Genomic DNA, 21,667 nt, shown 5'->3' on the forward strand with positions numbered 1-21,667 from the left:
CGGATCTTTGTTGTTGGAAACGTAAGCCACCCGGTGGAATCTCCTGTCGATCCGCGTTAGCGCTTCAGCGCTTACGCGGATCCCATGCTTCGCGGTCGATCCGCGTCCGCCCTTCACCGCTTACACGGATCCCGCGCTTCGCGGTCGATCCGCGTCCGCCCTTCACCGCTTACACGGATCCCACGCTTCGCGGTCGATCCGCGCCGGCGCGTCGGCACCCGCCCCGGTCACGTTCACAAGCAGCCGGCCGCACCGGACCTGGAGCGGATACCCGTCGCTGGACGCCGCCGGCAGCGCTGCCGTGCCGTCGATACGACGCGCGGGGATCATAACGCAGCCAGCCCTCCGGCACCAAGACCATCGACTCTAACGAAGGCGCCCGCCCGCCGGGCGGGCACCTGCTCGTGGTGGCCCGTTACCCGCCGCGGCTCAGGCGCGCGCGAGCGCATCCGGATTGACGAGATTCGTGCGCAGCGTGCCGGCCAGCGCGCCGACCAGGTTTTCCGCGGCGCAGCGCGCCATCGCGTGGCGCGTCTCGTGCGTCGCCGAGCCGATATGCGGCAGCGCGACGACATTCTTCATCTGCAGCAGCGGCGAATCCGCGGCCAGCGGTTCCTTCTCGAACACGTCGAGCCCCGCGCCGCGGATCGTACCCGCGCGCAGTGCATCGATCAGCGCGGCTTCGTCGACCACCGGCCCGCGCGATGCGTTGATCAGGATCGCGCCGCGCTTCATCTTCGCGAATTCGGCCGCGCCGATCAGGTGGTGCGTTTCGGGCGACAGCGGCACCTGCAGGCACACGAAATCCGCTTGTGCGAGCAGTTCGTCGAGCGTCACGCGCCGTGCGCCGTACTGCGTTTCGGCTTCCGCGTGCGCGGAACGGTTCGCGTACAGCACCTGCATCCGGAAGCCGAGCGCCGCGCGGCGCGCGACCGCGCCGCCGATCCGCCCGAGCCCGACGATGCCGAGCGTCTTGCCCTGCACGTCGGTGCCGTACAGGTCGGGGCCGATGCTGCGATGCCAGTGGCCTGCCTTCACCCACTCGGCCAGCTCGACCACGCGTCGCGCGGACGCGAGGATCAGCGAGAACACCGTATCGGCGGTCGATTCGGTCAGCACGTCCGGCGTATGCGCGAGCACGATCCCGCGCCGCGTGAGATCCGCGACGTCGAAGTTGTCGTAGCCGACCGAGATCGTCGACCACGCCTTCAGCCGCGGTGCGCGGTCGAGCATGTCCGGCGTGACCTTCAGGCTCGCGCCGATCGCGCCGTCCGCGTCGCCGAGCGCATCGGCGAGGGCTGCGGCACCGCCGGCCTGCACGACGTCCGCATGCTCGCGCAGGTACGCGAGGACGTCATCGGGCAGCGGCTTGTACGCGACGATACGGGGCTTCATCTGATTCATTTTCCTTGCAGCGGCGCCGCGAGCGGATGCGTATCGGGCGCCTGGGGTTTGACGGACAGCGTGAGGATCACCGCGGCGACGAGCGCGGCGCTCATGAACGCGTACGACGCGACGGGCGAGCCGGTCGCACCGTTCAGGTAGCCGACGAAGTACGAGCCGACGAACGAGCCGAGCGCGCCCATGCTGTTGATCAGCGCCATCGCGCCGCCGGCGACGTTCTTCGGCAGCAGTTCCGGCACGATCGCGAAGAACGGGCCGTACGGCGCGTACATGGCGGCGCCCGCCACGACCAGCAGCGCATACGAGATCCAGAAATGCGACGAGCCGAGTGCGTACGATGCGGCGAACGCGGCCGCGCCGATCAGCAGGAACGGCCATACGAAGCCACGGCGCGAACCGACCTTGTCGGACGCCCACGACGCGGCGAGCATCGCGATCGTCGCGGCGAGGTACGGCAGCGCGGACAGCCAGCCGGTCGCGACCATCCCGAGGTCGGAGCCGTTCTTGACGATCGACGGCAGCCACAGCACGAAGCCGTACACGCCGATGCTCCAGCAGAAGTACTGTGCGCACAGCTTGATCACGGCCGGCGAGCGGAATGCCTCGCCATAGTTGCGCACGGGCTTGATGGCCGCCTGCTCGGCCGCGAGCGCGGCGTCGAGGTCGCGTTTTTCCTGTGCGTTGAGCCACGGCGAATCGGCCGGCTTGTCCTGCACGAGGAACCACCAGCACACGGCCCAGAGGACGGCCGGCACGCCTTCGGCGATGAACATGTGGCGCCAGCCGAATTCGTGCACGAGATAACCCGAGACGATCGACATCCACAGCACGGTGACCGGGTTACCGAGGATCAGGAACGTGTTCGCGCGCGAGCGTTCGTTCTTCGTGAACCAGTTGCTGATGTAGATCAGCATCGCCGGCATCACGGCCGCCTCGACGACGCCGAGCACGAAGCGGATCGCCATCAGCGACGGGATGTTGCTGACGACGCCCGTGAGCGCCGCGCAGGCGCCCCACAGGATGAGGCTGACGAACACGAGCTTCTTCACGCTGCGGCGTTCCGCATAGATTGCGCCGGGGATCTGGAAGAAGAAGTAGCCGAGGAAGAACAGCGCGCCGATCAGCGACGACAGGCCTTTGCTGATCCCGAGGTCCTGGTTGATGCCGGCTGCGGCGGCGAACCCGTAGTTCGCGCGGTCGAGGTAGGCGAGGCTGTAGGTGATGAAGACGATCGGCATGATCGTCCACCAGCGGCGGGCAGCGAGTGTATTGGCCATCAGAATGTCTCCTGTGTCGACCAGAGTTAGTGCTTTAGCACTTACTCTGGTCCCATGCTTCGCGGTCGATCGGAGTTAGCGCTTTAGCGCTTACTCCGATCCCATGCTTCGCGGTCGATCAGAGTTAGTGCTTTAGCGCTTACTCTGATCCCATGCTTCGCGGTCGATCGGAGTTAGCGCCTTAGCGCTTACTCCGATCCCATGCTTCGCGATCGATCAGAGTTCGCGCTTCAGCCCTTACTCCGATCCCATGCTTCGCGGTCGACCAGAGTTAGTGCTTTAACGCTTACTCCGATCCCATACATGCACGACTAAATGAGTCCGCGGATTGTGCCGTGTCCGGCCTCTCATTGCGCGGTGAAGGTTTCCTCTAAGCGATCGGCGTGATTGGTGACGTTTTCGAATCGATCGAGCGCGGCACGGGTCGGCAGCCCTTCCGAGTCGCCGATCACCTGGATCGCGAGCGCACCGATGCGGTTGCCGCGCGCCACGGCCTGTTCGATCGTCTTCCCTTCCAGCAGCGCGCTGACCACGCCGACCGCGAAGCCGTCACCGGCGCCGACCGTGTCGACGACGTTCCGCACACGCTCGCCCGCCACCGTTCCGTCACGGCCGTCAGCCGTCCGGTAATACGCACCTTCGGCACCGAGCTTGATCACCACACCGCGCGCGCCTTGCGCGAGATAGAAGCCCGCGATATCGGCCGGCGTGTCGTGCCCGGTCAGTTGCCGCCCCTCGGCGATGCCCGGCAGCACCCAGTCGGCGAGCGACGCGAGTGCATTCAGCGTCTTCGCCATCACGTCGGCGGACGGCCACAGCGTCGGGCGCAGGTTCGGGTCGAACGAGATCGTCTTGCCGGCCGCGCGCATTTCGCGCGCCAGCTTGAACGCGAGCTCGCACGACGTCGCGGAGATCGCCGGCGCGACGCCCGTCAGGTGCAGGTGGCGCGCGCCGAGCACGTAGTCGGCCACGTAGTCGTCGCACGACAGGTGGCTCGCGGCCGAGCCCTTGCGGAAATACTCGACAGTCGGGTCGCTGCCGTCGTCGTTGCGCGACTTGAGCTGAAAGCCGGTCGGGTAGCGCGGATCGACGGTCACGCACGATGCGTCGATGCCCTCGCGCGCCAGCGTGTCGAGCACGTAGCCGCCGAACGAATCGCGGCCGACGCGGCTCATCCAGCCGACCCGGAAGCCGAGCCGCGACAGGCCGATCGCGACGTTCAGGTCGGCGCCCGCGATCCGCTTCGCGAATTGCGCCGCATGCGCGAGATGACCGGGCTCGGTCGCGACGAACATCGCCATCGCTTCGCCGTAGGTCACGACATCGAGTGGTGCTTTCATGAATGAACTCTCCAGGATCCTTCCGCCGTCACGCGGTTGCGAGCCACGCGACACGCCGGCACGCATCGCCCGCCAGGTCGGTCGCGTCGAACGGAAACTCGATGCCGCGCGGCGCCTGCTGCGGCAGCACCGCGAGCACGCCGGTCACGAGCGGGTCGTTCGGCGCCGGCGCGGCGGCGAAACGGCGCGCGCCCTCGCCCTCGACGGCCTTGCAGTGAATGTATTCCACATGGGATGCGAGCACTTGCGCGCAATCAAGCGGCGCCTCGCCGGGCCACTGCCAGTTGCCGATGTCGAACGTCATCCCGAGCGCATCGGGCATGCCCGCGGCGGCCAATGCATCGAACAGCCCGCGGAACTGCGCGAGCGCGCCGCCGACCGGAAGCTGGCCGTTCTCGACCACCACGCGGGCCTTCGCGCCGCGCGACAGCGCGACGATGTCGGCCGCGTGCGCGTCGCCGGCGAAGCCGCCGAGCTGGAATTTCACGAAGCGCGCGCCGAGCGCGTCGGCTTCCGCGAGCGCGCCGCGCAATGCGTCCGCATCGAGCGCGCCCGTTTCCGTGTACAGGTTGGCCGGCGTCGAATAGACCGACCACAGCCCGTGGCCGGCCAGTAGCGCACCCAGCGCGGCGAGCGCGCCGGGTGCGACGTCCGCTTCCGACGCGAACAGTTCGCGCCGCACCTCGAAACCGGTCGCACCCGATGCCGCCGCGGTCGCGACGAATGCGCCGTGGCCCTCCTGACGCACGCGGTCCATCCCGAATGCGCTCGCCACGATCACGATGTCTATCATTTAGCCCTCTTTTCCCCGGAATGGAACCGGTTCCATCTGCTTGAGACGGATGGTGCGCTTCGCCTCGAACCCACGCCATAGAGGAAATCCCTAAGTTGGGGCATCGCGCGGACGCACGGTCCGACGGCACGCATCATGCATGCCCGGGCCGGCTTCGGCCGTTCGGGCGAGGTTCAGGCGATATCGTGCGCGAGGCTCATGTCGAGGAATTGTGCGGCGACCCGGGACGGCGCGCCGCCGTGCGGCACGAGGATGGAGAAATGACGCGTGAGCGGCGCGGGCGCGAGCGAGCGCAGGACGAGCGCGGCATCGTCGTGACGCAGCGACATCGCGGACACGAACCCGACGCCCATCCCGGCACGCACGGCTTCCTTCACGGCCTCGACACCCGCGATCTCGAATGCGACCCGCATCGGCGCCGCGCCTTGCGCGAACGCGCGCTCGACGAGTTGCCGCACGGCGGAGCCCGCCTCGCGCAGGACGAGCGGATGGGCCGCCAGCGCGTCGAGCGTGACGCCCGGCGCGTATTCGGGCGCGGCCAGCGGATGCCCGGTCGGCACGATCGCGACGATCTCGTCCTCGCGCCACGCGTGCACCGCGGTGCCCGGCGGCAGCGCCTCGCCGGGCGGCCCTTCGATCATCGCGATGTCGAGCGACGGCAGCGCCGCGACCACGTCGGCCGTATTGCCGCTCATCGTGTGGATCGCCACGCGCGGGGCGCGCGGCTGGAACGCCGCGATCAGGTAAGGCAACAGGTAGCTCGCGGGTGTCGTGCTCGCGCCGATGCGCAGCGTGCCGGCTTCCAGGCCGCGCACCGCGTCGCGAAACGCGCGCGCCTGCGCGAATGTGTCGCGTTGCGCCTTCGCGTACTGCGCGAGCTGTTCGCCGACCGGCGTCAGGCGGATGCCGCGCCCTTCGCGCTGGTACAGCGGCTCGCCGAATTCGTCCTGCAGCAGCCGCAACTGGCCCGACACGGCCGGCTGCGACAGATGCAGCGCCACGGCGGCGTGGCTGATGTTCAGGTGTTCGGCGACGGCGGCGAACGTTATCAGTTGATCCGGGGTCATGGGGACAAATTATCGGCTTTCCGGATAGTTTACGTCACAAATCACAATTTTTCATATCGATATAACGAAATTAGGATTACACCATCGCAACACGCTCCATCACGGTGCTTCCATGTCCACTGCCCCGACTCCCCATCTCAACCATGCCGCGCCGTCGATGCGCGGCCAGTTGAACGGCGTGCTGTTCGTCGCGCTGTTCGCCGCCGCCGTCACGAGCCTGTCCCAGCTTCCCGCGATCGCGGGGCTCGGCCTGTCGCCGCTGATCGTCGGCATCGTCGCCGGTGCGCTGTACGGCAACGCGCTGCGCGACGGCATGCCGGCCAGCTGGGCGGCCGGCGTCAATTTCTCCGCGCGCAAGCTGCTGCGCATCGCGGTCGCGTTCTTCGGGTTGCGCGTGAGCCTGCAGGAAATCGCGCAGGTCGGGCTGCCGGGCCTGACGGTGTCGGTCCTCGTCGTCGTCAGCACGCTCGCGATCGGCACCTGGGCGGGCATGAAGCTGATGAAGCTCGACCGCGATTCCGCGCTGCTGACCGCCGCCGGCAGCGCGATCTGCGGCGCGGCCGCCGTACTCGCGTTCGAGTCGACGCTGCAGTCGAAGCCGCACCAGAGCGCGATGGCCGTGGGCAGCGTCGTGCTGTTCGGCACGCTGTCGATGTTCCTGTACCCGATCGCCTATCACGCCGGTCTGCTGAACCTCGACCCGGCCGGCCTGGGCCTGTTCTTCGGCGGCACGATCCACGAGGTCGCGCAGGTGGTCGGCGCGGCGAGCGACATCAGCCCGCAGGTCGCGCACATCGCGACGATCGTCAAGATGACGCGCGTGATGCTGCTGGTGCCGGTGCTGCTGGTGCTCGGCTGGTGGCTCGCCCGCTCGGCCCGCGCAACGGCCGGCGGCGCGCAAGGCAAGCGCAAGGTGGCGGTACCCTGGTTCGCGCTCGGTTTCCTCGGCTTCGTGATCGTCAATTCGCTGAACGTGCTGCCGACGGACGTCACGCACACGCTGAACGTGCTCGACACCTTCGCGCTGACGATGGCCATGACCGCGCTCGGCATCGAAACCCGCGTCGCGCAGATCCGCGCCGCCGGCCCGCGCGCGCTGATGACCGGCCTGATCCTGTACGTGTGGCTGATCGCCGGCGGCTACGGGATCACGTGGGCCGTGCAGCACTGGCTTGGCTGAGTTGCCCGCCCGTGACACGTCGCGCGCCGCGCCCGCCGGGATGGTCCCGCGGGCGCGGCGCAGTGCTATGCTTCGCGTCGTTTTCCTTCGCCCTCTTTCAGCCGTGCTCTCGTTCCTGCTGAAGCTGCGCACTCGCGCCCAAAAGCTGTTCCGCCTGTCGGACGCCCATACGATGCTGATCTGGTCGGCCATCGTCGGCGTCGGCGGCGCCTTTGCCACGATGGCGTTCCGCGAAGGCATCGACCTGATGCAGCACCTGATCTCCGGGCAAAGCGGCAGCTTCGTGCAGATGGCGAAACGCCTGCCGTGGTACGTGCGGTTCTGGATGCCGGCCGCGGGCGGCTTCCTCGCCGGCTGCGTGCTGCTGCTCGCGACGCGCGGCGACAAGAAGACGGGCAATACCGACTACATGGAATCGGTCGCGCTCGGCAACGGCGTCGTGCCGGTACGGCAGAGCCTGTGGCGCAGCGTGTCGTCGCTGCTGACGATCGGCACCGGCGGCTCGATCGGCCGCGAAGGCCCGATGGTGCAGCTCGCGGCGCTCGCCGCGTCGCTCGTCGGCCGCTTCGTGCATTTCGACCCGCCGCGCCTGCGCCTGCTGGTCGCCTGCGGGGCCGCCGCCGGCATCACGTCCGCCTACAACGCGCCGATCGCCGGCGCGTTCTTCGTGTCGGAAATCGTGCTCGGCACGATCGCGATGGAGAGCTTCGGCCCGATGGTCGTTGCGTCGGTCGTCGCGAACATCGTGATGCGCGAATTCGCCGGCTACAAGCCGCCGTACGAGATGCCGGTGTTTCCGGCCGTCACCGGCCCCGAGGTGCTGCTGTTCGTCGTGCTCGGCGCGCTGTGCGGCGTGCTCGCGCCGCAGTTCCTGCACCTGCTCGACGCGTCGAAGAACCAGTTCAAGCGGCTGCCGGTGCCGCTGCCGGTGCGGCTCGCGCTCGGCGGCCTCGTCGTCGGCGTGATCTCGGTGTGGACGCCGGACGTGTGGGGCAACGGCTATAGCGTCGTCAACCAGATCCTGCATTCGCCATGGACCTGGCAGGCGCTGGTCGCGGTGCTCGTGTTCAAGGTCATCGCGACCTCGGCCACGGTCGGCTCGGGTGCGATCGGCGGCGTGTTCACGCCGACGCTGTTCGTCGGCGCGGTGTTCGGTTCGCTGTTCGGGCTCGCGATGGAAGCACTGTGGCCCGGCCATACGTCGGCGTACTTCGCGTACGCGATCGTCGGGATGGGTGCGTTCATGGCGGGCGCCACGCAGGCGCCGCTGATGGCGATCCTGATGATCTTCGAGATGACGCTGAGTTATCAGGTCGTGTTGCCGCTGCTGGTGTCGTGCGTATTCGCGTATTTCGTCGCGCGCGCGACCGGCACGACGTCGATGTACGAGATCACGCAACACCATTACCAGGACGCGCAGGAGAAGCTGCGGCTGCGCACCACGCAGATGCGCGAGCTGATCCAGCCCGCGCAGACGGTCGTGCCGCTCACGGCGAGCGTCGCCGACATGACGCGCGTGTTTCTCGAGTATCCGGTGAAGTACCTGTACGTCACCGATGATGCCGGGCGCTTTCGCGGCGCGGTCGCGCTGAAGGACATCACGTCGGACCTGCTCGACAAGCGCGACACGACCGACAAGACGGCCGCGCATTACGCGCACACGCCGTTTCCGCTCCTGACGCCCGACATGCCGCTCGCCACCGCGCTCGAACGCTTCATGGCGTTCCAGGGCGAACGCCTGCCGGTGATCGAAAGCGAAGCCGAGCCGACGCTCGCCGGGGTGGTCTACAAGACGTCGCTGCTCGACGCGTACCGGCGGATGACCGGCGAGCGCTGATTCGCACGACGCGATGAGGCGCGGCGCATGCCGCATGCTTCATCGCACCCCGCCTTTGCCGCGCATCGCACGCGGCACGACGAATCCGCTGCCGCGTCAGTCGGGCGCGCGCCCGAGCACGACACGCGCGAAGAACCCGGCGAGCACCGACTCGGCCACGTCGGCCGGCACGTGCTGCGGATCGGCCGCGTAATACGACTGCACGCCGTCGCACAGGCACATCAGCCCGAACGCGAGCGTCTCCGCCGGCAACAGCAGCGGCGTGCCGGAGCGCTCGGAGAAGCGCCGGATGAATTCGGCCATCTGCACGCGCTTGGCGTGCAGGAACTGGTTGAAGCGCACGCGGAACTTCGCGTCGCGCGCGGCCTGCAGCTTCGCCTCGCCCCACAGCAACGAGAATTCGTCGTCGGCGAACAGCGTGCGGTAATGCGCGAGCGTCATCGATTCCATCTGTTCGCGCGACCCGCCCTCGTCGAAGATCGCCTGGAAATCGGCCTGCACCTGCGCATGGTTGCGCTCCAGCAACTCCAGCAGGAGTTCCGACTTGCTGCGGAAATTCGAGTAGAACGCGCCGCGCGTATAGCCGGCCGCGGCCGCGATGTCCTCGACGCTCGCGGCCACAAAGCCTTTCTTCAGAAAAATGCGATGCGCGGCATTCAGCAGACGTTCGCGCGTCTGATCCCTGCTCTGCTCGCGGGTTAAGCGCTGTGGTTTCATGGCGCGCAGTCTAGCATCGATTCCCTTTCAAATTCATCTTTGCACTCAGATACAGGTGTGTATTAGAATTCGCCACAGTTTCTGAAAATGCTGTCCGCGCGCCTCTGTCGGCGCCGCTCGGGGCAAGCGCAGGTCGCGCTTGCCGGCTTCGTTCCGCTCTCGCTCTCACCTCACTTGGGGGTTTCGTGAATCGCTCCGGTTCCCGCGCCGTGCTGCTGGTCGGCACCGCGCTCGTCCTCGCCGCCTGTCATCCAAAAGAATCCGCGCCGCCCGCCCCGCGCCCCGTCGTCGCACTGCCCGCGCATGCCGACGACGCCGCGGTCGCCCGCACGCTCCCCGGCGAGATCCAGCCGCGTTATGCCACCCCGCTGTCGTTCCGCATCGCCGGCAAGATCATCGAGCGCAAGGTGCGTCTCGGCGATACGGTCAAGGTCGGCCAGGTCGTCGCGCTGCTCGATCCATCCGACGTCGAGAAGAACGCCGCGAGCGCGCAGGCGCAACTCGACGCCGCGACGCACAGCCTCGCGTTCGCGAAGCAGCAGCTCGACCGCGACCGCGCACAGGCGCGCGAAAACCTGATCGCGACCGCCCAGCTCGAACAGACCGAGAACAGCTACACGTCGGCGCTCGCGCAGCGCGACCAGGCGCAGCAGCAGCTCGCGCTCGCCCGGAACCAGCTTCGCTACGCGACGCTCGTCGCCGATCACGCGGGCTACATCACCGCCGAACAGGCCGACACCGGCCAGAACGTGTCGGCCGGCCAGCCCGTCTACCAGCTCGCGTGGTCCGGCGACGTCGACGTCGTCAGCGACGTGCCCGAAGCCGCGCTTGCATCGCTCACGCCCGGCCACGCGGCCAGCGTCACGCTGCCGTCGCTGCCCGGTCGCCAGTTCGCGGCGAAGGTGCGCGAAATCGCGCCGGCCGCCGATCCGCAAAGCCGCACGTATCGCGTGAAGCTCACGCTCGCCGCGCCCGATCCGGCGATCCGGCTCGGGATGACGGCCAGCGTCGCGTTCGACGGCGCACCGGCCGCCGGCGACGCGCCGTCGATCACGCTGCCCGCGACCGCGCTGTTCCATGACGGCGCGCAGCCGGCCGTGTGGGTCGTGCGCACGAAGGACGACACGCTCGAGCTGCGCCGCGTCGACGTCGCGCGCTTCAACGAGCGCACGGTGACGGTGTCGCACGGGCTGCAGCCCGGCGAACGCGTCGTGTTGCAGGGCGTGCACACGGTCAGCGCGGGCGAGAAGGTACGCGCGATCGCGCCGCTGCATCCGGAGGACTTCGCATCGTGAGCACTCCGCACGAAGAAGGCCGGTTCAACCTGTCTGCATGGGCGCTGCGCCACCAGGCGCTCGTCGTCTACCTGATCGCGCTCGCGACGCTCGCGGGCATCCTCGCGTACACGCGGCTCGCGCAGTCCGAAGATCCGCCGTTCACGTTCCGCGTGATGGTGATCCGCACGTTCTGGCCCGGCGCGACTGCGCGGCAGGTGCAGGAACAGGTGACCGACCGGATCGGCCGCAAGCTGCAGGAAACGCCGGCCATCGACTTCCTGCGCAGCTATTCGCGCCCCGGCGAATCGCTGATCTTCTTCACGATGAAGGATTCGGCGCCCGTGAAGGACGTGCCTGAGACCTGGTACCAGATCCGCAAGAAGGTCGGCGACATCGGCTATACGCTGCCGCCCGGCGTGCAGGGCCCGTTCTTCAACGACGAATTCGGCGACGTCTACACCAACATCTGGACGCTCGAGGGCGACGGCTTCACGCCCGCGCAACTGCACGACTACGCCGATCAGCTACGCACCGTGCTGCTGCGCGTGCCGGGCGTCGGCAAGGTCGACTATTTCGGCGACCCCGACCAGCGGATCTTCATCGAGGTGAACAACGCGCAGCTCACGCGCCTCGGCATCTCGCCGCAGCAGCTCGGCCAGGCAATCAACGCGCAGAACGACATCTCGTCGGCCGGTGTACTGACGACCGCCGACGATCGCGTGTTCGTGCGGCCGAGCGGCCAGTTCGACAACGTCAATGCGATCGCCGATACGCTGATCCGCATCAACGGCCGCACGTTCCGGCTCGGTGATCTCGCGACCGTGAAGCGCGGCTACGACGACCCGGTCGTCACGCAGATGCGCGCGGCCGGTCCAGGTTCGGCCGGCAAGGCCGTGCTCGGCATCGGCGTGACGATGCAGCCGGGCGGCGACGTGATCCGCCTCGGCAAGGCGCTCGACGCCGAATCGAAGGACCTGCAGGCGCAACTGCCGGCCGGACTCAAGCTGGTCGAGGTGTCGAGCATGCCGCACGCGGTCGCGCATTCGGTGGACGATTTCCTCGAAGCCGTCGCCGAAGCGGTCGCGATCGTGCTGGTCGTGAGCCTCGTGTCGCTCGGCCTGCGCACCGGGATGGTGGTCGTGATCTCGATTCCGGTCGTGCTCGCGGTCACCGCCCTCTTCATGTACCTGTTCGACATCGGGCTGCACAAGGTGTCGCTCGGCACGCTCGTGCTCGCGCTCGGGCTGCTCGTCGACGACGCGATCATCGCGGTCGAGATGATGGCCGTGAAGCTCGAACAGGGCTACACCCGCGCACGCGCCGCCGCGTTCGCCTATACGAGCACCGCGTTCCCGATGCTGACCGGCACGCTCGTCACCGTGTCGGGCTTCCTGCCGATCGCGCTCGCGAAATCGAGCACCGGCGAATACACGCGCTCGATCTTCGAGGTGTCGGCCATCGCGCTGATCGCATCGTGGTTCGCGGCCGTCGTGCTGATTCCGCTGCTCGGCTACCACATGCTGCCCGAGCGCAAGCGGCAGGCGCACGAGGCGCACCTGCCCGACGATCACGAGCACGACATCTACGACACGCGCTTCTACCGCCGCCTGCGCGGCTGGATCGACTGGTGCATCGAGCGGCGCTTCGTCGTGCTGCTGATCACGGGCGCCCTGTTCGTCGTGGCAATGATGGGCTTTTCGCTCGTGCCGCAGCAGTTCTTCCCGAGTTCCGATCGCCCCGAGCTGCTCGTCGACCTGCGGCTGCCCGAAGGCGCGTCGTTCGCGGCGACGCTGCGCGAGACCGAGCGCCTCGAGAAAGTGATCGACAAGCGCCCCGAGATCGATCATTCGGTGAGCTTCGTCGGCAGCGGCGCGCCGCGCTTCTACCTGCCGCTCGACCAGCAGCTTCAGTTGCCGAACTTCGCGCAGTTCGTGATCACCGCGAAATCGGTGAAGGATCGCGAGAAGCTCGCGACCTGGCTCGAAACCACGCTGCGCGAGCAGTTCCCGGCCGTGCGCTGGCGGCTGTCGCGGCTCGAGAACGGCCCGCCGGTTGGCTACCCGGTGCAGTTCCGCGTGAGCGGCGACAGCATCGCGACGGTCCGCTCGATCGCCGAGAAGGTCGCGGCGACGATGCGCGGCGACGCGCGCACGGTCAACGTGCAGTTCGACTGGGACGAGCCGGCCGAGCGCTCGGTGCGCTTCGAGATCGACCAGAAGAAGGCGCGCGAACTGAACGTCACGTCGCAGGACGTGTCGAGCTTCCTCGCGATGACGCTGTCCGGCACGACCGTCACGCAGTACCGCGAACGCGACAAGCTGATCGCGGTCGACCTGCGCGCGCCGAAGGCCGATCGCGTCGACCCCGCGAAGCTCGCCGGCCTCGCGCTGCCGACCCCGAACGGCCCGGTGCCGCTCGGCTCGCTCGGCCGCTTCAAGCCGACGCTCGAATACGGCGTCGTGTGGGAGCGCGACCGCCAGCCGACCATCACCGTGCAGTCGGACGTACGCGCCGGCGCGCAGGGCATCGACGTCACGCATGCGGTCGACGCGAAGCTGAACGCATTGCGCGCGCAGTTGCCGGTCGGCTACCAGATCAACATCGGCGGCTCGGTCGAGGAAAGCGCGAAGGCGCAGAAATCGATCAATGCGCAGATGCCGCTGATGGCGATCGCCGTGTTCACGCTGCTGATGATCCAGCTGCAGAGCTTCTCGCGCGTGCTGATGGTCGTGCTGACCGCGCCGCTCGGGCTGATCGGCGTGGTCGCCACGCTGCTGATGTTCGGCCAGCCGTTCGGCTTCGTCGCGATGCTCGGCGTGATCGCGATGTTCGGGATCATCATGCGCAACTCGGTGATCCTCGTCGACCAGATCGAACAGGACATCGCCGCCGGCCACGGCCGCGTCGACGCGATCATCGGCGCGACCGTGCGGCGGTTCCGCCCGATCACGCTGACGGCCGCGGCCGCCGTGCTCGCGCTGATCCCGCTGTTGCGCTCGAACTTCTTCGGGCCGATGGCGACCGCGTTGATGGGCGGCATCACGAGCGCGACCGTGCTGACGCTGTTCTACCTGCCCGCGCTGTATGCGACGTGGTTCCGCGTGAAGCGCGACGAACGCGACCCGCAGAACGGCCCGCCGCCCGGCGGCAGCACGCCGGCCGCACCGTCGGGAGCCTGACCATGGATCGATCGATGAACCTGAAAACGAAAGCCGTGCGGGCACTCGCCGTCGCGAGCCTCGCCGGCCCGCTCGCGGGCTGCGCCTGGTTCGCGCCGAGCGGCGAGCCGCCCGCGATGCCGTCGCCCGCGCACTACGGCACCACGCCGCAAGTGCAGCAGACCGTGTCCGCGCAAGGCGTCGCGCAGCAGTTCGAGGTCGGCGCACAGCCGGTGCCCGACTGGTGGAAGCAGTACCGCTCCGATGCGCTGAACGCGCTCGTCGACGAAGGGCTGCGCAACAGCCCGACGCTCAGTGCGGCATCGCACTCGCTCGATGCCGCGCGCGAACAGCTGCGCGGGCAGATCGGCAGCTCGATGCTGCCGTCGATCGACGCCGGCGGACAGGCCACGCGCCAGCGTGCGCTCGGCGTGCCGATCCCCGCGCTCGGCGCGCCGACGCTGCTGTACGACACGTTCGTCGGCCAGCTGCAGGCGAGCTACACGATCGACCTGTTCGGCGCGTCGCGTTTCGCGAACCGCGCGCTGGCGCGACGCGTCGACGTCAGCGCGTTCCAGCTCGAATCCGCGCGGCGCGCGCTGGCCGCGAACATCGTCACCGCATCGATCACGGTGTCGGTGCTGAATGCGCAGATCAACACGACCGAGCGGCTCGTCGCCCTCGCCAACGACCAGGCGCACGATGCCGAACGCCGCTACGCACTCGGTTCCGCCTCGCGCAGCGACGCGCTGAACGCGCGGCAAAGCGCCGACACGTTCGCGGCGAGCCTGCCCGCGCTGCGCCAGCAGCGCGACTCGGCCCGCCATGCGCTCGCGGTGCTGGTCGGCCGCACGCCCGACCGGCCGCCGGCCGATCTCACGCTCGCCGATCTGCACCTGCCCGAACAGGTGCCCGTCGTCGTGCCGTCGGACCTGCTGCAAAGCCGCCCGGACATCCAGGCCGCCGACGCGGGGCTGAAGGCGGCCGCGGCCGAAGTCGGCCTCGCGACCGCGCAGATGTTTCCGCAACTGTCGCTGTCAGCGGCGATGGGCAAAGGCGGCTTCAGCTGGCCGGCGATGCTGTCGGGCGCCGGCGCGATCTGGAACGTCGGCGCGTCGCTGAGCCAGCCGATCTTCCACGGCGGCGCGCTGCTTGCCCAGCGCCGCGCGGCGAAGGCGACTTACGAGGCCGCCGTCGACCAGTACAAGCAGGCCGTGCTCGGCGCGTTCCAGAACGTCGCCGATTCGCTCGCGGCGCTCGAGCACGATGCGGAAGCGCTCGACGCGTCGTCGCGCGCCGCGCTGTCCGCGCGGGGCGCGTACGACGACGCGGCGGCCCGCGTGCGGCTCGGCGCGCTGCCGCCGTCGGCCGCGCGCGCCAGCGAGCTGCAGTATCGCAATGCACGGCTCGACGAGATCCGCGCGACCGGCGCGCGGTTCGCGGATACCGCGCGGCTCTACCAGGCGATGGGCACGCCGCCGGTCGACAAGGGCGGGCCGTCCGGCAAGGCCGGCAACGCCGCCGGCGACGGCGACGGCGCAACCGGCCAGCAAGAGCGCGCCGCCACCGCCGCCACCGCCGATACTGCCGCCACCGAGACGCCGCCTTCACCGCAATAAGCCGGCCCGCCATCGCGTGCGCGCGGAATCCCGCGCGCACGCCCCCCCATCTTCCGCTTGACCCTCACGTAGCGTAACGTTCGAGACTCCAGTGCGCGTACCGAACGGAGGAACGAATGCGACTGAAAGTGGGAGAACTGGCGAAACGCAGCGGGCTGACCGTCCGCACGCTTCATCACTATCACGCGATCGGTCTGCTGACGCCTTCGGCGCGCGCCGACAACGGCTACCGGCTGTACGACCGCCACGACATCGCCCGGCTCCACCAGATCCAGGCGCTGCGTCGCTTCGGCCTGTCGCTCACCGAAATCGGCGACCACCTGAACCAGCCCGGCACGCCGCTCGTCGATCTCGTCGCGAAGCAGATCGCGCTGCTCGACCGTCAGCTCGCGCAGACCGCGCAGCTGCGCGAGCGCCTCGTGAGCCTGCATGCGCAGCTCGCCGCGGGCACGGAGCCGGAGCTGGCCGATTGGCTCACCACACTGGAGTTGATGACCGTGTACGACAAGTATTTTTCCGAGGAAGAACTCGCGCGCCTGCCGATGTACCAGAAAAGCCAGGCGGGCGACGCCGAATGGATCGCACTCGTCGACGAAGTGCGCGCGCTGCACGACGCGGGCGTACCCGCCGAGGACGAACGCCCCCGTGCGCTCGCCAGTCGCTGGATGACGCTGCTCGTGCGCGACACGAACAACGACCCGCGGCTGCTGGCGAAGCTGAACCTGATGCACGAGCACGAACCGGCGATGCAGTCGAAGATCGGCATTTCGACCGCGCTGCGCGACTATGTGCTGCGTGCGTCGTCCGAAAACAAGATGCGGATCTTCGAGAAGTATCTCGCGCCGGACGAGATCCGCTTCATGCGCGCGCACTACGGCGAACGCGCGATGGAATGGCCGCAACTGATGGGCGACGTGCGCGACGCGATCGATGCGGGTACCCGACCTGCTTCGCCGGAAGGCCGCGCGCTTGCGCAGCGCTGGCTCGAGCTGTTCTGCAGCTATGCCGGCCACGATCCGGCCACGCACGCGAAATTCCGCGCGGCGATGATGAACGAGCCTGCACTGACGCAGGATACGTGGGCCGACGACACGCTGATCGGTTTCGTGCGGGAGGCGATGGCACAGCTTGCGCCCGCGCGCTGAACGCGTTGAGCGCATGAAGGTGCGGGCGGCACGCGGGTTTCCCGCGTGCCGCCCGTTTCACCATTTGCAGCCCGTGTCGCGCACCGCATCCAGCGCGAGCATCGGCAATGCCAGCAGGCCCGCGTGTGAATACGCGTGACGGCAGTCGGTGCGACGGGCATTCGACACGCCGTCGGCCAGCCTCGCGTCGACGCTGTCACGGCGCGCGGCCACGCCGCCGGACGACGCGCCCAATGCCCCGACCGCCGCCTGCGCCGGACTGCGCGCCGCCGCATGCCGCGAGCCGATCGCGTCCAGATCGCGGCGCCAGTCGAGATCGGGGCCTGGTGCGGGCTCGGGAAGGGGTTCACGTCGGGTCGCGATTGCACCGGCACGCGTTTCACCTTGCCGATGCGAAACGCCCTCCGTATTCGAAGACGGCCGCGTCGTCATGCGCGACACCGCAACCGCGGCGGATCGTTTCGTCGATGACACGGCGCCCTCGGCACCGCGCCCACTCGCGGCGGGCCCGGTTCGCCCGGCGTCAGGCACACCCGCCACGGGCACCGGCCGCGCGGGAATCAGCTCGACGCGCAGCGCGAGCCGGGGCCGCGCCCCGGCGTTCGGGCCGGCCACCGTCGACGCCCGCTGCAGCACGAACCATCCGAGCAGGTGAATCGATACGGACGCGACGACAGCCAGCGCGACGATGCGCGGCCGGCGTCGCCCCGCCACGCCGGCAAGCCGCGAGGGCGATGCGTCAGTCCGGCTCGCCGACACCGTCATCGCTGAACGCGAGCAGGTCGCCGGGCTGGCAGTCGAGATAACGGCAGATCGCCTCGAGCGTCGCGAAACGGATGCCCTTGACCTTCCCTTGCTTGAGCAGCGACAGATTCTGTTCGGTGATGCCGACCGCCGCCGCGAGATCCTTCGAGCGGACCTTGCGCGTCGCGAGCATCACATCGAGCTTGACCACGATCGACATGGCGCGCCTCAGACGAACTGCCGATGTTCGGCATCGAGTTCGCTCGCCTGCCGGAGGATATGCGCGATGACCGCGATGCAGGCCGCGGTGAACAGCGCGACCACGTACGGCAGGCTGAAACCGATGCTGACCACGCGATGGCCGACCGGTTCGCGCAGCGTCGCCCACACGCTCAGGAGCGGTTCGCACAGCAGGCTCAGCAACACCCACATCCCGATCGCACGGCCCGTCTTGCCGAGATGGCCGGCCGCTTGCGCGGAGAAATAGTCGCGGCGCGCGTAGGTGCGGAACAGCGCACGCAGATGACGCAGGCCGTTCGCGAGCGCGATCAGCGGCACGCTCGACAGCAGGATGCCGACCGCCTTCTGCCACCACGGGAACGCGGCGACATCGACGTGCAGGTTCGAGATCACCGAATCGGTGAGGCCGAATACGAGGCCGGGCCCCGACGCCGCGTTCAGCGACGGGAACGCCCAGCACGCGGCGTTGAGCACCAGCATGCCGACGATGAACCACAGCGTGACGGTGGCCATCTGCTGGCTGATACGGGCGATACGATCGGAATGCATGACGTGTCCTCGACGACGAATGAACGAGCGTCGATTGTACGTCCAAAATTATCGTGAAACGATAATTTATTGCCGTTGCACCATGATTTCTTATTGTTCGACCGGTTCGACTCACCCCCGACAGGCGTGAGTCGCACGCGCCGTCACGAGCGCCGGGCGCGCCTATCGGTAGTCGTGCGCGCTGATCGCGTGCCAGCGCTTCGTCATGTAGCGCAGAAACGCGGGTCGGGCTTTCAGGTCCGCATTCGGCACGGGCGCCGCGCCGCCGTCCATGAACTTGCCGTTGACCGTGACGGTTTCCTCGCCGCGCAGCACGTACTTCGTGCCCTGGTCGATCAGGAAGTACTTGACCTGGTCGGCGCTGACGTCGCCGCGGCAGCCGATCCTGTACGCGAACAGAAACTGCTTGCGGCCGTTGCCGAGCAGGTCGCGCATCTCGATCGACGCGGGCACGACGTCGAGAATCACGTCGACCGGGCATGCCTTCACGTAGTCGCGCACGGTCCAGTCGGGCCGGCCGTCGAGCGTCGCGGCGACCTTGAGCTCGAGGTCGTCGCCGGACGCGGTGCGTGCGAGCGTCACCGCATGTGCGCCGGCCGCATCGGTCCATGTGTATTCGGTGGCGGCCTGCGCCAGGTTGCACAGCGCAGTGGCGGCCAGAAACAGGCAAGGCGAAAGGAAGTGTCTCTTCATCGGCGAGGTGGAAGCGGGATCGAACGCGCCATTATCGACACAGCCGCGTGCCTCTGCCAGCCGCCTGCCCGTTCAGCGCTCGCGCGCCCCGAGCCCGAGCGCCTTCATCCGCCGGTACAACGTCCGCTCGCTCATCCCGACCTGCTCGGCGAGCGCCTTGCGTGTGCCGTCGAACGTGCGCGCGATGCGCACGAGCTCGGCGTCCGACACGCCGCGCGCATCGGACGCGCGATCCTGCGGCGCCGCCGATGCGGCGACCAGTTCGGCCGGCAGGTGTTCGACCCGGATCGTCCCGTCGTCCGCGAACAGGCATGCGCGTTCGAGCACGTTGCGCAGCTCGCGGATATTGCCCGGCCACGCATAGGCATCGAGACACGCACGCGCGCGTTCGGTCAGGACGAACGGCCGGGCCGCGAACGGCCGGGCGCCCGTCTCGCCTGCGCCGGCGCGCGCGTTCGCGATTCGCCGCAGGATCGATTCGGCCAGCAGCGCGACGTCCCCGCGCCGCTCGCGCAACGCCGGCAGCGGAATCGGAAACGCGTTGATCCGGTAGTAGAGATCCTGCCGGAACCGGCCGTCGTCGATCATCTCGCGCAGCGGCTTGTGCGTCGCCGCGACCAGCCGGAAGTCCGCGCGCAGCGCCTCGACGCCGCCGACGCGGCGGAACGTGCCCGACTCGATCAGGCGCAGCAGCTTCACCTGCATCGGCAGCGGAACGTCGCCGATCTCGTCGAGAAACAAAGTGCCGCCCTGCGCGGTCTCGACGAGGCCCGGCTTGCGCTGGTTCGCGCCCGTGAACGCACCCTTCTCGTAACCGAACAGTTCGCTCTCGAACAGCGTCTCGGCGATCCCCGAGCAATCGACGACGACGAACGGCCCCATCGCGCGATCGCTCGCCTCGTGCAGCGCGCGGGCGAACAGTTCCTTGCCCGTGCCCGATTCGCCCAGCAGCAGCACCGGCAGCATCGACGGCGCGACGCGCTGCAGTGCGCCGAGCGCCGCATTGAACGCGTCGGCGCCGCCGACGAGCCCTTCCGCACTCGGCTGCGCGGATGCGCTGCGCACCGTGGTCAGCCGCTCGACGTACGCGATCACGTTGCCGTGCGCATCGAAGATCGGCCGCAATTCGACGTCGACATGCTCGGGGCCGCGCGGCGTGTGATGGATGTGCAGCACGCGGTTCAGCCCGCGCGACTCGAGCGCCTGCTTCATCGGGCAATGCTCGCCGGCCTGGTCGCACGGCACGTCGTAGTGATGCGACACCTGGAAGCAGTGCCGGCCCACGTGCTCGACGCCCGCGACGCCGAACTGGCGCCGGTACGCATCGTTCGCCGCGAGGATGCGGTAATCGGGATCGACGACGATCATCGGCTGCGGATCCTGCTCGAGATACGCGACGAGCGCGCGCACGTCGGGCATGACGTCGGGGCGCGGCGCGGGGACGATCGGGATGGTGTCGTGCGGATTCATGCGGATGCTCGGTGAAGGAGATGCCTGACGAACGGGCGAGCGTACTGCCAGGCGGACTGCCAATTCTGCCACGACACTGCCAGAAGTGGCAGTCCGCAGCGGCAACCGTATGCCGGCGACGCCCGTGCTTCAACGCGCCTGCGCCGAAAACCCGAGTCGAATCAAATCCCTGGCAGATCGGCCGGTGCCGCGACGCAGGCTGGCACGCTTCTTGAGTTACAGGTTGCGATTGCAGATGCAGAACCCGATCGAGGACACCCCGTGAGCGATGCCACCACACTGTCGGTCGAAGGCTTTTTCGACCCGGCGACCCACACCGTCAGCTATCTCGTGCTCGATACCGCGAGCCGCGCATGCGCGCTGATCGACAGCGTGCTCGACTACGACCCGACATCCGGCCGCACGCGCACCGCCAGCGCCGACCGGCTGATCGCCCGCGTCGCCGAACTCGGCGCGGACGTGCACTGGCTGCTGGAAACCCACGTACACGCCGACCACCTGTCGGCCGCGCCGTACCTGAAGGAACACGTCGGCGGCCGGATCGCGATCGGTTCGCACGTGCGCCGCGTGCAGCACGTGTTCGGCACGCTGTTCAACGCGGGCCCCGGCTTCGCGCACGATGGCCGCCAGTTCGACCGGCTGCTCGACGACGGCGACACGCTCGCGCTCGGCACGCTGACGATCCGCGCGCTGCATACGCCGGGCCACACGCCCGCGTGCATGACCTACTGCGTCGACGACGCGACGCAGCGCGCGGCGTTCGTCGGCGACACGCTGTTCATGCCCGACTACGGCACGGCCCGCTGCGACTTCCCGGGCGGCGACGCGCGCACGCTGTACCGCTCGATCGCGCGCGTGCTCGGCCTGCCGCCCGACACGCGCCTGTACCTGTGCCACGACTACCAGCCGGGCGGCCGCGACGTGCAGTTCGTGACGACCGTGGCCGAACAGCGCCGCGCGAACGTGCACGTGAAGGACGGCGTGACCGAGGACGATTTCGTCGCGATGCGTACCACGCGCGACGCCACGCTCGCCATGCCGGTGCTGATGCTGCCGTCCGTGCAGGTCAACATGCGCGCCGGCCACCTGCCCGAGCCCGAAGACAACGGCGTGCGCTACCTGAAGATCCCGCTCGACGCGATCTGAGCGCCGGCGCC

The 21,667-nt window shown here is 68.6% G+C and carries 18 protein-coding genes; 7 read left to right on the forward strand and 11 right to left on the reverse strand.

Annotated features, from left to right (window positions below; genetic code table 11):
- Positions 1 to 429 precede the first annotated feature (429 nt).
- The 5 genes from FOZ70_RS03210 to FOZ70_RS03230 form a co-directional block, all read right to left on the reverse strand.
- Positions 430 to 1,395, reverse strand: coding sequence for an NAD(P)-dependent oxidoreductase (locus FOZ70_RS03210; protein WP_111999319.1), 966 nt, complete (start codon positions 1,393 to 1,395; stop codon positions 430 to 432).
- A gap of 5 nt (positions 1,396 to 1,400) precedes the next feature.
- Positions 1,401 to 2,681, reverse strand: coding sequence for an MFS transporter (locus FOZ70_RS03215; protein ID WP_021160915.1), 1,281 nt, complete (start codon positions 2,679 to 2,681; stop codon positions 1,401 to 1,403).
- A 347-nt stretch (positions 2,682 to 3,028) separates the two neighbouring features.
- Positions 3,029 to 4,021, reverse strand: coding sequence for a sugar kinase (locus FOZ70_RS03220; protein WP_059488420.1), 993 nt, complete (start codon positions 4,019 to 4,021; stop codon positions 3,029 to 3,031).
- Between the two features lie 28 nt (positions 4,022 to 4,049).
- Positions 4,050 to 4,814 (reverse strand): sugar phosphate isomerase/epimerase, encoded by a 765-nt coding sequence (locus FOZ70_RS03225; RefSeq protein ID WP_219704939.1) that lies wholly within the window; start codon positions 4,812 to 4,814, stop codon positions 4,050 to 4,052.
- 173 nt (positions 4,815 to 4,987) lie between these two features.
- Positions 4,988 to 5,881, reverse strand: coding sequence for a LysR family transcriptional regulator (locus FOZ70_RS03230; RefSeq protein WP_021160912.1), 894 nt, complete (start codon positions 5,879 to 5,881; stop codon positions 4,988 to 4,990).
- Between the two features lie 112 nt (positions 5,882 to 5,993).
- Between FOZ70_RS03230 and FOZ70_RS03235 the strand changes: the two genes are divergently transcribed.
- Complete coding sequence (locus tag FOZ70_RS03235; protein ID WP_048022797.1) at positions 5,994 to 7,061, forward strand: YeiH family protein; 1,068 nt, start codon at positions 5,994 to 5,996, stop codon at positions 7,059 to 7,061.
- Between the two features lie 103 nt (positions 7,062 to 7,164).
- A complete protein-coding gene (locus FOZ70_RS03240; RefSeq protein ID WP_219704960.1) occupies positions 7,165 to 8,898 on the forward strand; it encodes a ClcB-like voltage-gated chloride channel protein in 1,734 nt (577 codons plus the stop codon).
- Between the two features lie 96 nt (positions 8,899 to 8,994).
- On the opposite strand, the gene FOZ70_RS03245 is transcribed toward FOZ70_RS03240, so the two are convergent.
- Positions 8,995 to 9,615: a TetR family transcriptional regulator gene (locus tag FOZ70_RS03245; protein WP_059816981.1), complete on the reverse strand. Its 621-nt coding sequence runs from the start codon at positions 9,613 to 9,615 to the stop codon at positions 8,995 to 8,997.
- Positions 9,616 to 9,800: 185 nt separating this feature from the next.
- Here FOZ70_RS03245 and FOZ70_RS03250 point away from each other — a divergent pair, with 185 nt between their 5' ends.
- The 4 genes from FOZ70_RS03250 to FOZ70_RS03265 all read left to right on the forward strand — a co-directional run bounded on the left by FOZ70_RS03250 (position 9,801) and on the right by FOZ70_RS03265 (position 16,814).
- The gene (locus tag FOZ70_RS03250) at positions 9,801 to 10,910 is read left to right on the forward strand and encodes an efflux RND transporter periplasmic adaptor subunit (protein WP_059710276.1); all 1,110 of its coding nucleotides are present in this window, start codon (positions 9,801 to 9,803) and stop codon (positions 10,908 to 10,910) included.
- Complete coding sequence (locus tag FOZ70_RS03255; protein WP_021160906.1) at positions 10,907 to 14,071, forward strand: efflux RND transporter permease subunit; 3,165 nt, start codon at positions 10,907 to 10,909, stop codon at positions 14,069 to 14,071. The genes FOZ70_RS03250 and FOZ70_RS03255 overlap by 4 nt, the downstream gene beginning before the upstream one ends.
- A gap of 2 nt (positions 14,072 to 14,073) precedes the next feature.
- Complete coding sequence (locus FOZ70_RS03260) at positions 14,074 to 15,669, forward strand: efflux transporter outer membrane subunit (protein ID WP_219704940.1); 1,596 nt, start codon at positions 14,074 to 14,076, stop codon at positions 15,667 to 15,669.
- A 116-nt stretch (positions 15,670 to 15,785) separates the two neighbouring features.
- A complete protein-coding gene (locus FOZ70_RS03265; RefSeq protein ID WP_059488413.1) occupies positions 15,786 to 16,814 on the forward strand; it encodes a MerR family transcriptional regulator in 1,029 nt (342 codons plus the stop codon).
- 57 nt (positions 16,815 to 16,871) lie between these two features.
- On the opposite strand, the gene FOZ70_RS03270 is transcribed toward FOZ70_RS03265, so the two are convergent.
- From FOZ70_RS03270 to FOZ70_RS03290, 5 genes are all read right to left on the reverse strand, one after another.
- A complete protein-coding gene (locus FOZ70_RS03270) occupies positions 16,872 to 17,528 on the reverse strand; it encodes a hypothetical protein (RefSeq protein WP_346656383.1) in 657 nt (218 codons plus the stop codon).
- Between the two features lie 25 nt (positions 17,529 to 17,553).
- A complete protein-coding gene (locus tag FOZ70_RS03275) occupies positions 17,554 to 17,778 on the reverse strand; it encodes a helix-turn-helix transcriptional regulator (RefSeq protein WP_027787308.1) in 225 nt (74 codons plus the stop codon).
- Between the two features lie 8 nt (positions 17,779 to 17,786).
- Positions 17,787 to 18,347, reverse strand: a complete 561-nt coding sequence (locus FOZ70_RS03280; RefSeq protein WP_048022805.1) for a DUF2975 domain-containing protein — start codon at positions 18,345 to 18,347, stop codon at positions 17,787 to 17,789.
- Positions 18,348 to 18,509: 162 nt separating this feature from the next.
- Positions 18,510 to 19,040: a hypothetical protein gene (locus tag FOZ70_RS03285; RefSeq protein WP_059675882.1), complete on the reverse strand. Its 531-nt coding sequence runs from the start codon at positions 19,038 to 19,040 to the stop codon at positions 18,510 to 18,512.
- Positions 19,041 to 19,112: 72 nt separating this feature from the next.
- Positions 19,113 to 20,510, reverse strand: coding sequence for a sigma 54-interacting transcriptional regulator (locus FOZ70_RS03290; RefSeq protein WP_060051314.1), 1,398 nt, complete (start codon positions 20,508 to 20,510; stop codon positions 19,113 to 19,115).
- Positions 20,511 to 20,771: 261 nt separating this feature from the next.
- On the opposite strand from FOZ70_RS03290, the gene FOZ70_RS03295 reads away from it, so the two are divergent.
- The gene (locus FOZ70_RS03295) at positions 20,772 to 21,656 is read left to right on the forward strand and encodes an MBL fold metallo-hydrolase (protein WP_059653079.1); all 885 of its coding nucleotides are present in this window, start codon (positions 20,772 to 20,774) and stop codon (positions 21,654 to 21,656) included.
- Positions 21,657 to 21,667: the final 11 nt, after the last annotated feature.

The organism is Burkholderia sp. COPS (assembly GCF_019425585.1).
GTDB classification, from domain to species: domain Bacteria; phylum Pseudomonadota; class Gammaproteobacteria; order Burkholderiales; family Burkholderiaceae; genus Burkholderia; species Burkholderia cepacia.